A 15,947-nucleotide genomic window follows, 5' to 3' on the forward strand; every position below is an offset into this window, starting at 1 on the left:
CGGAAAGATGGGAATTCTCGAAGTCAAAGACGTAGGAAAGCGGTTTGGTGGCCTTCAGGCTCTGTCAGACGTGAACCTCTCGGTCAAAGAAAACAGCGTCCATGCAATCATCGGCCCCAACGGGGCCGGGAAATCCACCCTGCTGAACTGCCTTGTGGGCAAGCTTATCCCGGACACAGGCTCTGTCATGTTTGACGGCCAGTCCGTGCTGGGCCGCACCCCGCATGAGATCAACCAGATGGGCATTTCCCGCGTGTTCCAGACGCCTGAGATCTTTGGGGACCTCACGGTGATCGAAAACGTGATGATCCCCTGCTTTGCCAAAGCGCGACGGGGCCTTCTCGCTGCAACGCCATTCGGGCCAATATGTTCAGCGAGAAGGACATGGTGGAACGCGCCGAGCAGCATGCTTGAGGACATGAACATGGCCGACAAGCGTCACATGCACGCAGCCGTCCATGTCCCGCGGCGACAAGCGCCGCCTTGAGATCGGCATGTGCCTGGCACAAGAGCCGCGCCTCCTGCTACTCGATGAGCCGACCGCCGGCATGGCGCGCGCCGACACCAACAACACGATCGATCTTCTGAAACAGATTTCGGACGAGCGCGACATCACCATCGTGCATCATCGAACACGACATGCACGTGGTGTTCTCGCTGGCACAGCGCATCACCGTGCTGGCCCAGGGCACACCGCTCGTTGAAGGACGATCCTGAAAACATCAAAGGCCATCCGAAGGTGCGCGAAGCGTATCTTGGTGAAACCGCTTAAGGGGGTACCGAAAACATGAACGTCAAACCCGATTTCTCCAAAGGCCACAATCTGGCCGAAACCGCCCCCGCCTATCTCTCCGTCTGGAACATGGAGAGCTACTATGGCGAGAGCTACATCGTCCAAAACATCAGCTTCAATGTACACGAAGGCGAAATCCTCGCCCTTCTGGGCCGCAACGGCGCGGGCAAAACCTCAACCCTGCGCTCCATTGCGCGCATGAACGATCCTCAGGTCACCCATGGCGAAATCTGGCTGGACCACCAGCCGCTGCACCTGATGAAGTCTTATGAGGCCGCCGCCGCAGGCATTGGTCTGGTGCCCGAAGATCGCTCGATCATCCCGGGCCTGACCGTGGAAGAGAACATCCAACTGGCGCAGATCGCCCCGCCCATCGGCTGGTCGATTGAGCGTCTTTATGAACTCTTCCCCCGTCTGGGCGAGCGCCGCAAACAAGAAGGCGTCACCCTGTCTGGCGGCGAACAGCAAATGCTTGCCATCGCCCGTGCCCTGTCCCGCGACCTCAAGGTGCTTCTGCTCGATGAGCCTTATGAGGGCCTCGCGCCGGTGATCGTGGATGAAATCGAGAAAACGCTCCGCATCATCAAGGAACAGGGCATCACCACCATCATCGTGGAACAGAACGCCGTGCGCGCTCTGGAGCTCGCCGACCGCGCCGTGATCCTCGATACCGGCTCCGTGGTGTTTGACGGCGCCGCCGCCGAAGTCCTCGCAGATGAAGAGCTGCGCGCCGAATACCTCGCGATCTGATCCAACTTCTTAGGGGGGTGTCCGAAAGCCGTACTTGACCTCACGGCGCATCCCCCTAACCTCGCCTCAAATTTGACTTTTCGGGGGGAACCATGTCTGACAAAACCTATGCTCCGTCTGCGGAAATGGCGGAGAACGCCATCATCACCGCAGCAAAATACGACGCGATGTACGCGGCCTCTCTGGCGGATCCTGAAGGGTTCTGGAACGAGCACGGCCAGCGTGTGGAGTGGATCAAGCCCTACACCAAGGTGAAGAACACCTCTTTTGCACCGGGCAATATCGACATCAAATGGTATGAGGACGGCACGCTCAACGTCGCCGCCAACTGTATCGACCGCCATCTGGAAACCCGCGGCAATCAGGCCGCGATCATCTGGGAACCCGATGATCCCAACGAGCAGGCGCAGTCGATCACCTATGCCGACCTGCACCGCCGCGTCTGCCGCATGGCCAATGTGCTGGAAACCATGGGCGTGCGCAAAGGCGACCGCGTGGTGATTTACCTGCCGATGATCCCCGAGGCCGCTTATGCCATGCTGGCCTGCGCCCGCATCGGCGCGATCCACTCCATTGTCTTTGCAGGCTTTTCGCCTGACGCGCTCGCCGCCCGCATCAACGGCTGTGACGCCAAGGTGGTGATCACTGCCGACTACGCGCCCCGCGGCGGCCGCAAAACTGCGCTCAAGTCCAACACCGACGCGGCCCTCCTGCACACCAAAGACACCGTGAAATGTCTCGTTGTGAAACGCACCGGCGATCAGACCACCTGGGTCGACGGGCGCGATTATGACTACAACGAGATGGCGATGGAGGCGAATGACTACTGCAAGCCTGCAGAGATGAGCGCCGAAGACCCGCTCTTCATTCTCTACACCTCAGGCTCCACCGGCCAGCCCAAAGGCGTCGTGCACACCACCGGCGGCTATCTGGTCTATGCCTCCATGACCCATGAGTACACCTTTGACTACAAAGACGGCGACATCTTCTGGTGCACCGCCGATGTGGGCTGGGTCACGGGCCACAGCTATATCGTCTACGGGCCGCTGGCTAATGGCGCGACCACAGTGATGTTTGAAGGCGTGCCGACCTATCCAGATGCGTCGCGTTTCTGGCAGGTCTGTGAAAAGCACCGGGTGAACCAGTTCTACACCGCGCCCACCGCGCTGCGCGCGCTGATGGGGCAAGGCAATGAGTATGTGGAGAAATGTGATCTTTCCTCCCTGCGCATCCTTGGCACCGTGGGCGAGCCGATCAACCCGGAGGCCTGGACCTGGTACAACGACGTAGTGGGCAAAGGGAACTGCCCGATTGTGGACACCTGGTGGCAGACCGAGACCGGCGGCCATATGATGACCCCCCTGCCCGGTGCGCACGCCACCAAACCCGGTGCTGCGATGAAGCCTTTCTTTGGCGTCGCCCCTGTGGTGCTTGATCCGCAGTCCGGCGAAGAGATCAGCGGCAATGATGTGGAAGGCGTGCTGGCCATTGCCGACAGCTGGCCCTCCCAGATGCGCACCGTCTGGGGCGATCACGAGCGTTTTGAGAAGACCTATTTCTCTGACTACAAAGGCTATTACTTCGCCGGAGACGGCTGCCGCCGCGACGCGGATGGCGACTATTGGATCACTGGGCGTGTGGATGATGTGATCAACGTCTCCGGTCACCGTATGGGCACAGCCGAGGTCGAAAGCGCGCTAGTGGCCCATGCCGCCGTGGCCGAGGCTGCTGTGGTGGGCTACCCGCATGACATCAAAGGTCAGGGCATCTACTGCTACGTCACCCTGATGAATGACCGCGAACCCTCAGATGAATTGCGCACCGAACTGCGCAACTGGGTGCGCACGGAAATCGGCCCGATTGCTTCACCCGACCTGATCCAATGGGCGCCCGGCCTGCCCAAGACCCGCTCCGGCAAAATCATGCGCCGCATCCTGCGCAAGATCGCCGAAAACGACTACGGCGCGCTGGGAGACACTTCCACGCTGGCTGATCCAGCCGTGGTGGATGATCTTATTGAGAACCGCATGAACCGCTAGACCTTCCCGAGCCGGGCGCACACTCCAGCGCCCGGATCACTCCCTGTCGGGCTGGCCCTCGCGTCAGCCCGTTTTTTTGGGGGGGGAGTGGAGTGGTTTGGCTGCGATTGGTTTGGAACCTGACTTGCCACTAGTGCGTAAAGATAGGTGACTTTGAGCCCCAAGTGACGAATGCCGCGTCGATCTCCAAAGACTGCTGTGCGCAGAAAGCCGACAATACTGTGCTCCCTGGTCATAATCCTAGATATCGTTGCGAGCTGGCACACTCGGACACGGTTGCTGATTCAACGTTAGAATACTCTTTCATAGTATTGCTTTTGTCGGGCGGCTCTGACACTTTTTGATTGAATTTCAATAAGATTGGAACTTTGGATGACTTCTAGAACTACAGTAATTGGAGCTGTTGCAGTTGCGTTTTTTGCGGCGTCGGTCGGGCCTGTTGTTGCGCAGGACAAGCGCGTCCGAATTCAGAACGATACCGGTTATGTCATGGTTGAGTTCTACGGATCGAATGCGGGGACGGACGATTGGGAAGAAGATATTCTGGGCGCAGACATTCTCCCACCTGGGGGTTCGGTGCGGGTAAATTTCGAGGATGGCACCGGATACTGCATGTTTGACTTCAAGGCTGTGTTCGAAGACGGAGACGTTCTCACCCGCTCTGGTGTTGACGTATGCAAGACGGGCACCTTCACCTACAACTGATTGGAATTCAGGCTCTACTGGGGTGAAACCCACGCGCCGAGCCTCAGTGTCTAAGCCAAAGCGCGATCCTTGAGTGCCTTTGAGCAGTTCATCGACATGCACTTAACTTAGATCGCCTTGGACAGCGGGTAGCCCAAGCGGCCCGACATCCTTATGTGGCGCGTTCTTAAACGGACGTTTTTGTTACTTTGCGGGACGTTGAGGAATTCGCCAAAAAGCTTCGTGCCACAACCCGTTGGCAAATCTCGCTATGAGTTTTTCCGGTCTTCGGTCGCGAACCGAAGACCGGACATCCAGTGAAATCGGTGGCACGGCAGCTTTGCCCCGCAAAGCCAAATGTCAGACCAGAACCGCGCCCCCAAAGATCAAGGCAATCTACCTTAGGCGCGCCCCTCCCCCAAACCAGTTGAACAACCGTTCACTCCTCCTTAACCTGCCCCAATGTCTCATGCTGATCGCCCGCTCCTCGGCATCCTGTTGATGCTTGGCTTCTGTGTGTTTGCCCCGCTGGGCGATGCCACGGCAAAGCTGCTGTCAAACGTCCTGCCGCTGGGCATGCTCATTCTTGTGCGCTTCTCCATTCAGGCCGCGATCCTGATCCCGATTGTCATCGCCACCCGCCGTCCGTGGCGTTTGCGACCACAGCTGATGGGCCTCGTGATCTGGCGCACGCTTTTGCATATGGCGGGCATCGGCTGCATGTTCACCGCCCTGCGTTACCTGCCGCTGGCCGATGCGGTCGCCATCGCCTTTGTCATGCCTTTCATCATGCTGATGCTGGGAAAATATGTTCTGGGCGAAGAAGTTGGCCTGCGCCGCCTGATGGCCTGCATCGTCGGCTTTTCCGGCACGCTGATGGTGATCCAGCCCAGCTTTGTGGAGGTCGGCGCGCCGGCGCTTCTGCCGCTTGCGGTGGCGGTGATCTTTGCGCTCTTTATGCTGGTCACCCGCCAGATCGCCAAAGAGGTCGACCCCATCGCCCTGCAGGCCACCAATGGGGTGATTGCCACCGCGCTTCTGCTTCCGGCCCTGCTGATCGGCCATCAGCTCGACGTGGCGGAGCTTTCTTTCATCCGGCCCACCGGCAACACATGGGGGCTCTTGCTGCTCATCGGGCTGCTCGGCACCGTCGGCCATCTCTTCATGTCGTGGTCCCTGCGCTATGCGCCCTCCACCACGCTCGCCTCCATCCAATATGTGGAGATCCCTTTTGCCGCGCTGGTGGGCTGGCTGATCTTTGGCGACTGGCCCAATACGCTGGCCTCGCTGGGCATCTGTGTCACCATGGGCGCCGGGCTTTATGTGATCTTCAGGGAGCGGGCCAGCCTGCGGGCGTCGCCAGAAGCTGGCTGACCAACAGCCCCAGATGCGCCTTGGGCAGGATCAACAGCATCCCCGGCGCCTCAACCTCCAGCTGCACAACTCCGGTGGCCTCATTGGAGGTGCCCACCATGCCATCCGGTGCAAAGCCGATCCCGTCAATCGGCCACTTCAGCCCCTCTGAGCGCCCCTGCACCGCGCGCATGGGAAACAGCGACACCCGCGTGCCTGCGGCCAGAGGCAGCGACAGCTTTGGCGGCAGCAGACAGACCACATCGCTTTCCCCGACGATGACACAACGCCGATCCGCATGCCGCACCAGAGCGTTGTAGCAAGCCAGCTCATGATCCACCCGCGCGCCGGTAAAGCCCACCGCCAGCACAAGTGGTGCAGAAATATGCCGCAAAGCTTTGTCAAAATCCGTGCTATCTTGTTCTGAAACAAAAATTAACTGTTCTGGCGGTATCGATTCTCGCATGTTCTTTGGAAGCGAATCCAGATCTCCGATCACCACCTCCGGCATGTGCCCGGCGCTCAGGCAATGGGCTGCCCCGCCATCCGCCGCCACAAGGGTTGGCCCCAGTTCCAGGGCCACAGACAGGTCGGACGGATCCAAAGAACCCGCGCCCGCCAAGGTTATTGGTGCAAATTTTTGAAGAATTTGGCACATATTGTGGTCGCCCCCCCTATCCCCGCGTAGTTGGACACATTTTCGCCCCAAAATCATACTCTAAGTTTCACAGATTCGTTCACGTTTCGACGTTCCTTGAGTGATAGTTTGGTTGCTGAGTAGTGCAAAGGACCCGCAAAGATGGTTACGAATAACAAAGTACTCACGGTTTCATACGGGACGTTCTCCTGCACCCTTGAAGGGTTTGAGGAGTCGTTTGACACAATGAAAGCCATCGCTGAGTACTTCCGCGATCTGGCCGCGGATGATCGGTACTTTGGTGCCGAGCCTCCCACCCCGGACGCAGAAATGCTTGCCCGTATTGCGGAGAAAGAAATTGCCCGCCGCGTGAGCGCACGTATGGATCAGGGCACCATCGTTCTGAGCACCAATGCGCCGCAAGCCGCCGAAGCCCCAGCACCTGTTCAAGCACCGGCTCCAACACCTGTTGCAGAAGCTCCGATTGCAGCCCCTGCCCCCGCAGCCCCCGCCGCTGCTGCTCCGGTGCAAGCGCCCGTCGAAGCACCAGCGCCTGCCCCAGTTGCCGAAGCCCCTGCTCCCGCATTGGTTGAGCCTGAACCCGAAGATATCGTGGCCGCAGAAGAGATCGCTGTTGTGGCAGAGGCCGAAGCCGCCCCTATTGCTGAAGACGCACCCCAAAAGGACGTGATCGAGGCAGAGGCCGCCCCAAGCGTGACAGACAGCGTGCTTGCCGCCATCGCAGACGACACGCTCGACACCCCTGCGACCGACGATGCAAACGCCTTCATCGAAGACACCCCTGAGGACGCCGCCGAAGAGACCCCGATCAACCTCGGTGCCATCGCCGCTGCGGTGAATGCCGATGTGGTTGAGGAAGATCTGGCGGAAGAAACCGCTGCAGAGACCGTGGAAGAGCCTTCTGTCGCAGAAGACGTGGTTGAAGAGGCCGCGGAGCTTGCAGAAGAAGACACCGTTGAAACCGCCGTCGAAGACACTGCCGAGGATCTGGCCGAAGCGCTGACGGAAGAAGTCGCCGAGGAAGCTGACGCACTCGACATTTCTGAAGAAGCAGACGCCCCGCTGATCTTGGAGAATGCGGTAGAAGACACCGTTGATCCTTTCGCCACCGAGGCAGAGGAAGCCCCAGAAGCCCTTGCAGACGCAGAAGTGAGCGAAGACACAGAAGCCGCAGACCTGTCTGACTGGGACGAAGACGAGGCAGACAGCGCCGCCTATGAGGAAAACTCCATCGCGGCCAAGCTCGAGCGCATCCGCGCCGTTGTCTCCCGCGCCGACAGCGCCAAAGCTGACGCCATCCCGATGGAAGCGGACGCCGAGGAAGACGGCGAAGCTGCCGCAGACAGCAACATCTTTGAAGAAGAAGACGCCGCGCTTTATCAGGACGTCGCACCTGTAGAGCAGGCTGCAGCTGAGGAAACGGCAGACGCCCCGATTTCTGAGGATGTGCTGTCAGAAGATGACTTCACCGCCGTCACCGAAGCTGTTGCCGAAGCGGATCCCCAGATCGAGGACGACGCGCCGGAAGCAGAGGACAAAATCGCAGCAGAGGCCACAGAAGAGGCCGAGCTCGCCGAAGAAGCCGAAGCCCAGCCGCTGCGCGCCCGCGTCGTGCGCATGAAAAAGGCCGACTTCGAAGAAGCGGTGGCCGCCGGTCTGCTGGAAGCGGAACCTGTGGATGAGGACGAAGAGGAAACAGCCGAGGCGGCCCCGACCTCCAGCCTGACACCCGAAGACGAAGCGGATCTGCTTTCTGAACTGGCCAAAGTGCAAGCCGAACTCAAAGCGGCAGACGCTGTAGCCGACGCAGCTCCGGAAAAAGAAGAAAACCTCTTTGCCGAAGACCTCTCTGAGGACACCGCAGCCGAGGCCGAAGAAGAAGCCGCCGCCCCCGCACCAGAGCGCCCGCAGCAGCCTGAGCCGGATCTCAGCCGTCTGATGGCCAAAGCGGACAGCGAGATGCAGGAACCTGCGGGCAAAGGCCGCCGCAGCGCAATCGCGCATCTGCGCGCCGCCGTCGCCGCCACCCGCGCCGAAAAGCACGCCGTTGCGAACAAGAGCAAAGACGGCACAACCGCCTACCGCAGCGATCTCGCAAGCGTCGTGCGCGCCGCCACAGGTGGCGCCAAATCCGCAGCCGCCCCGCTGAAACTGGTGGCTGCCCAGCGTGTCGACACGCCCGCCGAGGCCGAAGAAAAATCCGCTCAACCAGAGAGCACTGCCCCCAAGAAAGCGCCGCGCCGCATCCCTGTTCGCCCGCGTCGCATTTCCGCTGATCAGGTCGACCGCGAAGAAGCTGCTCGCGCGGCGGCTCCCGTCAGCTCGGGCAGCTCCGCGATGAGCGGATTTTTGGACTACGCCAAATCTGTTGGCGCCACCCAGCTGCCGGAAAGCGTTGAGGCCGCAGCGGCCTATCTAACCTATGTGGAAGGTCTGGACCGCTTCACTCGCCCCATGCTGATGCGCATGGCCCGCGAAGTGAACATCCCGCAGTTCTCCCGCGAAGAGGGTCTGCGCAGCTTCGGCCAACTCCTGCGCCAGCAAAAGATCGACAAACTCGCCGGTGGCCGTTTCACCGCCAACCAAGCGATCAACTTCCAGCCCCGCGACCGCGAAGCGGGCTGATTTTTACTGTATTCAGACCAGAGAACCCCGGCCGTTGGTCGGGGTTTTTGCTTTTGCGGAGATTTCACTCCAAAACCTTGTCATCGGGCACCAGATAGCCCTGATACCGCACAATCAATGCACCACTCAAAGGCGCTCGAAGTGCCACATCAAAGTTGAAGCGATTGTTCGCAACAAACTCGCGTGTTTCGCTTTCTGGCAATGTCCAACGCGGCAACGGAATACCCAAAAACCAGCCGCGCCTGAGCGGCATCGAAACCACGCCGTTTCTGACGTCGAGATCAACCTCAAATAGAAACGCGCCAAATCGTTCGCGAAAACGCCCCGCTTCTGGCGCAGGTGCGCACCGCGACCGAAATCGCTTCAAATCGAACTGTCGCTCCCAGAGCTCTCCGTTCGCTTCACGTGTTTTGGTCACCTGAACCGGACATGCATCCGCCGCTGGTGGAAACCCAAATAGAGAAGCAATCAGGCGTGGAATGAATTGCCTCCCACGTTCGACGCGCGCAATCCCTGCGAACCTCCGGACATCAGAAACTTCGTGCAAATCTCTGATTTCCCGAGGCAATTCCAACCAAACCTCCCCAAAGGCCCGTTCAAAATGTGGTGAATTCACTCCAGCAACAACCTCGCCTTAAGCCGTGCATCCGGCAGTGCGCACATATCAGCCCGGCCAAACAGCGCATAGCGGTTGCGCGCAATGCGGCGGTAAATCCAATCCTGAACCGCGCGTGGCAGAAGCCTCAGCGGCCACATCAGATGGCCCACGCCACCCACCTCGGCCCCCACCCGGATGATGGCATCGAGCGAACTGTAAGCGTGCCCATCAACAATCAGAAGCCAGCTTTCCGGATCATCCGGCCTCAGGTCATAATGTGCGAGCAACGCGGTGCCCAGCGCGGTCTGTCCGGGGCAAATCCGAAACCGCTCGGCGCGATCAAACCGCGCAATCATCCGCGCCCCAAAACTGCAGAGCGCGCAGTCCCCGTCCATCACGGCAATGGGTCCGCTGTCCTCAAAATCCGGGATCTCGGGATCTTCGCGGTATGAAAACGCGGTGCGTTCTGGAAGCTGCGCCATGGCTCTTGCCTCTCCTGTCTGCCGACAGCCTCGCAAACCCCGGCCTGCCCTGCAACCCCGCTGCAAAAACGAAAACGGCGACACAAGGGTGCCGCCGCTCTCTCAATCAATTTAGGTCGCGCTTATTGCGGATCATCGTCAAACCGATGCGGCGCGGCATTGGGGTCTTCTTGGCCGATACCTTTGAAAACCGATTTGAACGGCAGGATCCAGACAATCCCCAGCCCGACATAGAGCGCCAACGTCCCGATGAAGGAGTTTGGCGAAAGCGTCGTGGCCAGAACGGACGCCAGGATGATGTAGATCGGCAGCCCCACCACGAGAACCAAAAGCGCAACGCGCCGCCGTGCCTTGTAGCTCAGTGCCATCTCACTCTCTCCCTTCCGCGCTGTTCAAACCGTCTACGCGATCAATCCGCAAACGGATCGGTCACCAGAATGGTGTCTTCCCGTTCCGGGCTGGTGGAGAGCAGTGCCACAGGGCATTCGATCAGCTCTTCCACGCGCTTGACGTATTTGATCGCATTGGCCGGCAGGTCGTTCCAGCTGCGCGCGCCTTCGGTGCTCTCGCTCCAGCCTGCAATCTCTTCATAGATCGGCTTGCAGCGCGCCTGCTGATCCGCCGCTGTGGGCAGGTAATCCAGCGTTTCGCCATCCAGCTCATAGCCTACGCAGATTTTCAGCGTGTCAAAGCCGTCCAGAACATCGAGCTTGGTCAGGCAGATGCCTTTGATGCCGGAGGTCGCACAGGTCTGACGCACCAGAGCGGCGTCAAACCAGCCACAACGGCGCTGACGGCCGGTGGTGGTGCCAAACTCATGGCCACGGGTGCCAAGACGCTCGCCATCCGCATCCGGAGTGCCGTCTTCTTTCAGCAGCTCGGTTGGGAACGGGCCTTCGCCCACGCGGGTGGTGTAGGCTTTCACAATGCCCAGCACATAGTCGATGGAACCCGGGCCAATGCCGACGCCGGTGGCCGCCTGGCCTGCGATCACATTGGAGGAGGTCACAAAAGGATATGTGCCAAAATCAATGTCCAGAAGCGCGCCTTGTGCGCCTTCAAACAGGATACGCTTGCCTGCTTTACGCTTCTCGTTCAGCACCTTCCAGACAGGCGCTGCATAAGGCAGGATTTCTGCTGCGATCTCTTTGAGCTGCACAATCAGCGCGTCACGGTCAATCGGCTCCACGCCCAGACCTTTGCGCAGCGGATCATGGTGCTGCAGCGCGCGGTCCACACGGGCTTCCAGCGTCGCTTCGTCGGCCAGATCGGCCACACGGATCGCACGGCGGCCCACTTTGTCTTCATAGGCCGGGCCAATGCCGCGACCGGTGGTGCCGATCTTCGTGCCTTTGGAGGCGGCTTCCTCGCGCGCCCGGTCTAGCTCACCGTGGAATGGCATGATCAGCGGGGTGTTTTCCGCGATCATCAGCGTTTCCGGCGAAATCTCGACACCCTGCTCACGCACGGTCGCAATCTCTTTGATCAGGTGCCACGGGTCCAGCACCACGCCGTTTCCGATCACCGACAGCTTGCCACCGCGCACAACGCCGGACGGCAGCGCGTGCAGCTTGTAGACTTTCCCGTCGATCACCAACGTATGGCCAGCGTTATGTCCCCCTTGGAAACGTGCGATCACATCGGCACGCTCGCTGAGCCAGTCGACGATCTTGCCTTTTCCCTCGTCGCCCCACTGAGCGCCTACAACAACAACATTGGCCATATCCGGTCCTTTGCAGAGAGTTCAAACCCGCGCCCTTTTAGCGATGTTGATGCAGGTGCGAAACCGCAAACTGCGCCAAAGCGCGTAAGTGCCGCAATTTCTCTGACAGAACGCAGAAATGGCCTCAGCCCGCAGCTTCTCCAGCCGCCAGATGCACTGGCGCACCGTGTGGCGTGTTCAGATAGGCCCGGGTCCAGCCCTCTTTCAGATCACGCAGAACCGCAGCCTCCGCCAATCCCAGATCCTGCAAGAACCCTTCCAGCGTTTCGAGCCAGGCGTTGAAGTAATCTTCCCCGCCATCAAGCTCCTTGGCCAGCCCATGCGCCTTTAACGTGGCGCCAAAGCGCTCCGCCCAATCCGGCCAGCCAAAATGCCCCGCCTCATTCAGCGCGACAGTCAGCGCGAAAAGCTGCGCATGCCAGGGCGCATCAAACGCGGGTTCCGGCTTGCCACCGCACCACGTCATTCTGCGGGCTCCAGATAGCTCTCCCACAGGTCCAGCACGACCTCATCACGCGGATCAGCCTCCGCGCCCCAGAGTTCACGCGCCGAAAACCGAACCGCATAAAGCGGCTCAGCCGCCTCGCCCTGAAAATGCGCATTGCTGTCAGGAAACACATGTGCGCCATGCTGCAGGACCACCTCGCCTTTTGCCCCGCTGGCGTAGGCTGGCAGACGTGTGTGCCCGCCCTGCACCATCACATTGCGCGCAGGCCGCCGGGTCTGCACTTTTGTGCCCACCGCAAACTGCGGCGCTGCGGCCTCCCGAGTGTAGGGGCTGCCATTCATCAGCGCGCCGGTGACCGCACCGGGCTTCGCCGCCCGCTCCGCCACGGGAGAGACACCTTCCGCCTGCCCGCTGGCAAGCTCCGTTTCCGTCAAAACCCCGCGCGCCACCATCAGATCCGCAAGGCCGCCCATCCATTTCTCATAATAAGAGAACCGCGTGTAATCCTCAGGGCTCAGCAGCTCGCGTGCATGGCGGGAGGCATCAATATTCCACTGCCCCAGAAAACCGCAGGCCACGTTCAGCGACAACGCCCGTTTGTGCCAGTCCTTGGCCTCTGCAAACTCATAGCCATCCGTCGGGTCCACCGGCCCAGTGCCAAGACGCCCACCCATATCATGTATCCGGCTCATGCGCCCCCCTCCTGCAAGTCTGGCTCCTTCGCCAAGGCAGTGCCGATCATACTGTCCCGCGTGATCAGCTCCGCCAGCGCCGCCTCGCTCATGCCCTCAGTGCCTGCAGGCCGCTGCGGCACCACCAGATAGCGCACCTCCGCGGTGCTGTCCCAGACACGCACTTTCTGGTCTTCCAGCAAGGTCACACCAAATTCTTCCAGAACTCTGCGCGGCTCGCGTACAGATCGCGCGCGGTAGGCATCTGATTTGTACCACCCCGGCGGAATGCCCAAAAGCGGCCACGGGTAACAGCTGCACAGCGTGCAAACGACCATATTGTGGGTCTCATCGGTGTTTTCGACAAACACCATATGCTCGCCTTGCCGCCCATACAGCCCCATCTCGCGCAGGGTTGGCATCGGATCGGCCATCATCTGCGCATGAAACTCAGGGTCCGCCCACATCTTCGCCACCACCTTGGCACCGTTCTGCGGACCAATCTTGTTCTGATAGAGATCAATGATCTCATCCAAAGCGGCCGGATCCACCAAGCCTTTGTCCGTCAACAATGTTTCCAGCGCCTTCACCCGCAAAGCAGGGTCAGAAGGCAAATGTGAATGCGGGTGGTCTGCGTGATCATGTGGCATGGGCTGGAGCCTGCCACGGGCTCTTAAACCTGTCCAGTCACCTCATTGACAGGACGCGATTATTGCCCTTTCAGCGGCCCTCAACGCCCCGGCAAGACCCCGTCAACACTGTGTTCGCGCAAGAGCCGCGCGAAACCACCTTGCCCCCCGCGCCAAACTTGCCTACATACCCCGCTAACAAAACCGAACGCTCGCTTTTACAGGTCCCAATGGAAAACGTTGTCCTCATCATCCACCTTCTTCTTGCTCTGGCGCTGATTGGCGTCGTTCTGATGCAGCGTTCCGAGGGCGGTGGCCTTGGCATGGGTGGCGGCGGCGGTGCCGTATCCGGCCGCGCAGCTGCAACAGCGCTGACACGTGTGACTTGGATCCTGGCGGGCGCGTTCATCTGTACATCGATCGCCCTGACCGTGATCGCAGCGAAAAACTCCGCATCCAGCTCTGTGTTTGACCGTCTGGGCACCGAAGCCCCTGCGGCAGAGCAAACCGCGCCAACACTGCCGGGCGCTGGCGACTCGCTGCTGCCACCGTCTGAAGGCGACAACGCGCCGCTGGTGCCGCGCGCCGACTGATCTCTGGCCCAAAGGGCTGGCTGACGTGGCCCTCCTTTGGGGGCCACAACTATTTTTGCCCCCTGCGGGCACCACCATAGCTTGAGGCACGAAAGCCGACCGCAACAGCATCTTGCGGTCCGGTTGCCTTCTTGCTGCGAATCCTATATAAATTAAGTCCCGTGATGCTGGGTCATTTGGCGGTGTGAATCGCCTCGGCTTGGGCGCTGCTAAATCGACAATCACGGGGGACGCCAGAGGCATGGCTCGCTACATTTTCATTACGGGTGGGGTTGTTTCATCGCTGGGCAAGGGCCTGGCATCAGCCGCATTGGGCGCGCTTCTGCAAGCGCGGGGATACACAGTGCGTCTGCGCAAACTGGATCCCTATCTGAACGTTGATCCGGGCACCATGTCTCCGTTTGAACACGGCGAGGTCTTTGTGACCGACGATGGCGCGGAAACCGATCTCGACCTCGGCCACTACGAGCGCTTCACCGGCGTGCCTGCCCGCATGACCGATTCCGTCTCCTCCGGCCGCATCTACTCCAACGTTCTGGAGAAAGAGCGCCGCGGCGACTATCTGGGCAAAACCATTCAGGTCGTGCCGCATGTCACCAACGAGATTAAAGACTTCCTGCATGTGGGCGACGATGAGGTTGACTTCATGCTTTGTGAAATCGGCGGCACCGTGGGCGACATCGAAGGTCTGCCTTTCTTTGAAGCCATCCGCCAGTTTGCCCATGACAAACCCCGTGGCGATGCGATCTTCATGCACCTCACCCTGCTGCCCTATCTCGCAGCCTCCGGCGAGCTGAAGACCAAACCCACCCAGCACTCCGTGAAAGAGCTGCAATCCATCGGTATCGCACCTGACATTCTGGTCTGCCGCTCCGAGCAGCCAATCCCGGAAAAAGAACGCGGCAAAATCGCCCTGTTCTGTAACGTGCGCAAAGAGGCCGTTGTGCCCGCCTACGATCTGAAATCGATCTATGAGGCACCACTGGCCTATCACCGCGAAGGTCTGGATCAGGCGGTTCTGGATGCCTTTGGCATCGCTCCGGCCCCACGCCCTGACCTCTCCGTCTGGGAAGATGTGAACGACCGTCTGCACAACACCGACGGTCAGGTGAATGTCGCCATCGTTGGCAAATACACCCAGCTCGAAGACGCCTATAAGTCGATCAAAGAAGCGCTCACCCACGGCGGCATGGCCAACCGTGTGAAAGTGAAGGTCAGCTGGGTCGACGCCGAGGTCTTTGACAAGGGTGACGCAGCCCCCCATCTGGAAGGCTATGACGCCATTCTGGTGCCCGGCGGCTTTGGCGAGCGCGGCACCGAAGGCAAGATCAAAGCGGCGCAATATGCGCGTGAGCACAAGATCCCCTACCTCGGCATCTGCCTTGGCATGCAGATGGCTGTGATCGAAGCGGCCCGCAACAAGGCTGGCATCGACACTGCAGGCTCCGAAGAGTTTGACCACGAAGCTGGCGGCAAGCGTTTTGAGCCGGTGGTCTACCACCTCAAGGAGTGGGTGCAGGGCAACGCCAAGGTCACCCGCAAGGCCTCTGACAACAAAGGCGGCACCATGCGCCTTGGCGCCTATGACGCGGCCCTCACCGAAGGCTCCAAAGTGGCCGAGGTCTACGGCAGCACGGCGATCGAAGAGCGTCACCGTCACCGCTATGAAGTCGACATCAAATACCGCGAACAGCTTGAGGCCTGCGGCCTGCGCTTCTCCGGCATGAGCCCTGATGGCCGCCTGCCGGAAATCGTGGAGTGGGAAGACCACCCATGGTTCATCGGTGTGCAGTTCCACCCCGAGCTGAAGTCCAAGCCGTTTGATCCGCACCCCCTCTTCCGCGACTTTGTGCGCGCCGCCAAAGACAACTCGCGGCTGGTCTGATCTCTGACCAAAATTC

17 protein-coding genes are annotated in these 15,947 nt (G+C 60.1%); 9 read left to right on the top strand and 8 right to left on the bottom strand.

The window, feature by feature from the left end; translation table 11 throughout:
• Nucleotides 1-7 precede the first annotated feature (7 nt).
• From ACO07T_RS15775 to ACO07T_RS15800, 6 genes are all read left to right on the top strand, one after another.
• On the top strand, nucleotides 8-487 hold the full coding sequence (locus ACO07T_RS15775; protein WP_422050184.1) for an ATP-binding cassette domain-containing protein: 480 nt from the start codon (nucleotides 8-10) through the stop codon (nucleotides 485-487).
• Nucleotides 459-704 (top strand): ATP-binding cassette domain-containing protein, encoded by a 246-nt coding sequence (locus ACO07T_RS15780; protein WP_422050185.1) that lies wholly within the window; start codon nucleotides 459-461, stop codon nucleotides 702-704. Before ACO07T_RS15775 ends, ACO07T_RS15780 begins: the two co-directional genes overlap by 29 nt.
• A gap of 83 nt (nucleotides 705-787) precedes the next feature.
• The gene (locus ACO07T_RS15785) at nucleotides 788-1,543 is read left to right on the top strand and encodes an ABC transporter ATP-binding protein (protein ID WP_209063129.1); all 756 of its coding nucleotides are present in this window, start codon (nucleotides 788-790) and stop codon (nucleotides 1,541-1,543) included.
• A gap of 92 nt (nucleotides 1,544-1,635) precedes the next feature.
• On the top strand, nucleotides 1,636-3,582 hold the full coding sequence (gene acs / locus ACO07T_RS15790; protein WP_422050186.1) for an acetate--CoA ligase: 1,947 nt from the start codon (nucleotides 1,636-1,638) through the stop codon (nucleotides 3,580-3,582).
• Nucleotides 3,583-3,954: 372 nt separating this feature from the next.
• Nucleotides 3,955-4,287, top strand: coding sequence for a hypothetical protein (locus ACO07T_RS15795; protein ID WP_422050187.1), 333 nt, complete (start codon nucleotides 3,955-3,957; stop codon nucleotides 4,285-4,287).
• Between the two features lie 441 nt (nucleotides 4,288-4,728).
• On the top strand, nucleotides 4,729-5,640 hold the full coding sequence (locus ACO07T_RS15800; protein WP_422050188.1) for a DMT family transporter: 912 nt from the start codon (nucleotides 4,729-4,731) through the stop codon (nucleotides 5,638-5,640).
• Here ACO07T_RS15800 and ACO07T_RS15805 read toward each other — a convergent pair.
• Nucleotides 5,597-6,223 carry a thiamine diphosphokinase gene (locus tag ACO07T_RS15805; protein WP_422050189.1) on the bottom strand — a complete coding sequence of 209 codons (627 nt, stop codon included), beginning with the start codon at nucleotides 6,221-6,223 and terminating at the stop codon, nucleotides 5,597-5,599. The genes ACO07T_RS15800 and ACO07T_RS15805 overlap by 44 nt on opposite strands.
• A 195-nt stretch (nucleotides 6,224-6,418) precedes the next feature.
• Here ACO07T_RS15805 and ACO07T_RS15810 point away from each other — a divergent pair, with 195 nt between their 5' ends.
• Complete coding sequence (locus tag ACO07T_RS15810) at nucleotides 6,419-8,902, top strand: hypothetical protein (protein WP_422050190.1); 2,484 nt, start codon at nucleotides 6,419-6,421, stop codon at nucleotides 8,900-8,902.
• Nucleotides 8,903-8,966: 64 nt separating this feature from the next.
• Here the strand turns inward: ACO07T_RS15810 and ACO07T_RS15815 are convergent, their stop codons facing one another.
• The 7 genes from ACO07T_RS15815 to nthA all read right to left on the bottom strand — a co-directional run bounded on the left by ACO07T_RS15815 (nucleotide 8,967) and on the right by nthA (nucleotide 13,474).
• Nucleotides 8,967-9,476, bottom strand: coding sequence for a DUF4166 domain-containing protein (locus ACO07T_RS15815; protein WP_422050191.1), 510 nt, complete (start codon nucleotides 9,474-9,476; stop codon nucleotides 8,967-8,969).
• Nucleotides 9,477-9,514: 38 nt separating this feature from the next.
• Nucleotides 9,515-9,982, bottom strand: coding sequence for a thiol-disulfide oxidoreductase DCC family protein (locus ACO07T_RS15820; RefSeq protein ID WP_422050192.1), 468 nt, complete (start codon nucleotides 9,980-9,982; stop codon nucleotides 9,515-9,517).
• Nucleotides 9,983-10,104: 122 nt separating this feature from the next.
• Complete coding sequence (locus ACO07T_RS15825; RefSeq protein WP_209063145.1) at nucleotides 10,105-10,350, bottom strand: DUF2842 domain-containing protein; 246 nt, start codon at nucleotides 10,348-10,350, stop codon at nucleotides 10,105-10,107.
• Nucleotides 10,351-10,391: 41 nt separating this feature from the next.
• Nucleotides 10,392-11,705 carry an adenylosuccinate synthase gene (locus tag ACO07T_RS15830; protein WP_422050193.1) on the bottom strand — a complete coding sequence of 438 codons (1,314 nt, stop codon included), beginning with the start codon at nucleotides 11,703-11,705 and terminating at the stop codon, nucleotides 10,392-10,394.
• Nucleotides 11,706-11,829: 124 nt separating this feature from the next.
• A complete protein-coding gene (locus ACO07T_RS15835; RefSeq protein WP_209063149.1) occupies nucleotides 11,830-12,171 on the bottom strand; it encodes a nitrile hydratase accessory protein in 342 nt (113 codons plus the stop codon).
• Nucleotides 12,168-12,845, bottom strand: a complete 678-nt coding sequence (nthB, locus tag ACO07T_RS15840; RefSeq protein ID WP_422050194.1) for a nitrile hydratase subunit beta — start codon at nucleotides 12,843-12,845, stop codon at nucleotides 12,168-12,170. The genes ACO07T_RS15835 and nthB overlap by 4 nt, the downstream gene beginning before the upstream one ends.
• Nucleotides 12,842-13,474 carry a nitrile hydratase subunit alpha gene (nthA, locus tag ACO07T_RS15845; RefSeq protein WP_422050195.1) on the bottom strand — a complete coding sequence of 211 codons (633 nt, stop codon included), beginning with the start codon at nucleotides 13,472-13,474 and terminating at the stop codon, nucleotides 12,842-12,844. Before nthA ends, nthB begins: the two co-directional genes overlap by 4 nt.
• 209 nt (nucleotides 13,475-13,683) lie before the next feature.
• On the opposite strand from nthA, the gene secG reads away from it, so the two are divergent.
• Together secG and ACO07T_RS15855 are read left to right on the top strand one after the other, a co-directional pair.
• A complete protein-coding gene (secG, locus tag ACO07T_RS15850) occupies nucleotides 13,684-14,046 on the top strand; it encodes a preprotein translocase subunit SecG (protein WP_209063154.1) in 363 nt (120 codons plus the stop codon).
• A 241-nt stretch (nucleotides 14,047-14,287) separates the two neighbouring features.
• On the top strand, nucleotides 14,288-15,931 hold the full coding sequence (locus ACO07T_RS15855; protein WP_422050196.1) for a CTP synthase: 1,644 nt from the start codon (nucleotides 14,288-14,290) through the stop codon (nucleotides 15,929-15,931).
• Nucleotides 15,932-15,947: the final 16 nt, after the last annotated feature.

The organism is Shimia sp. (assembly GCF_965227725.1).
GTDB lineage: Bacteria > Pseudomonadota > Alphaproteobacteria > Rhodobacterales > Rhodobacteraceae > Shimia.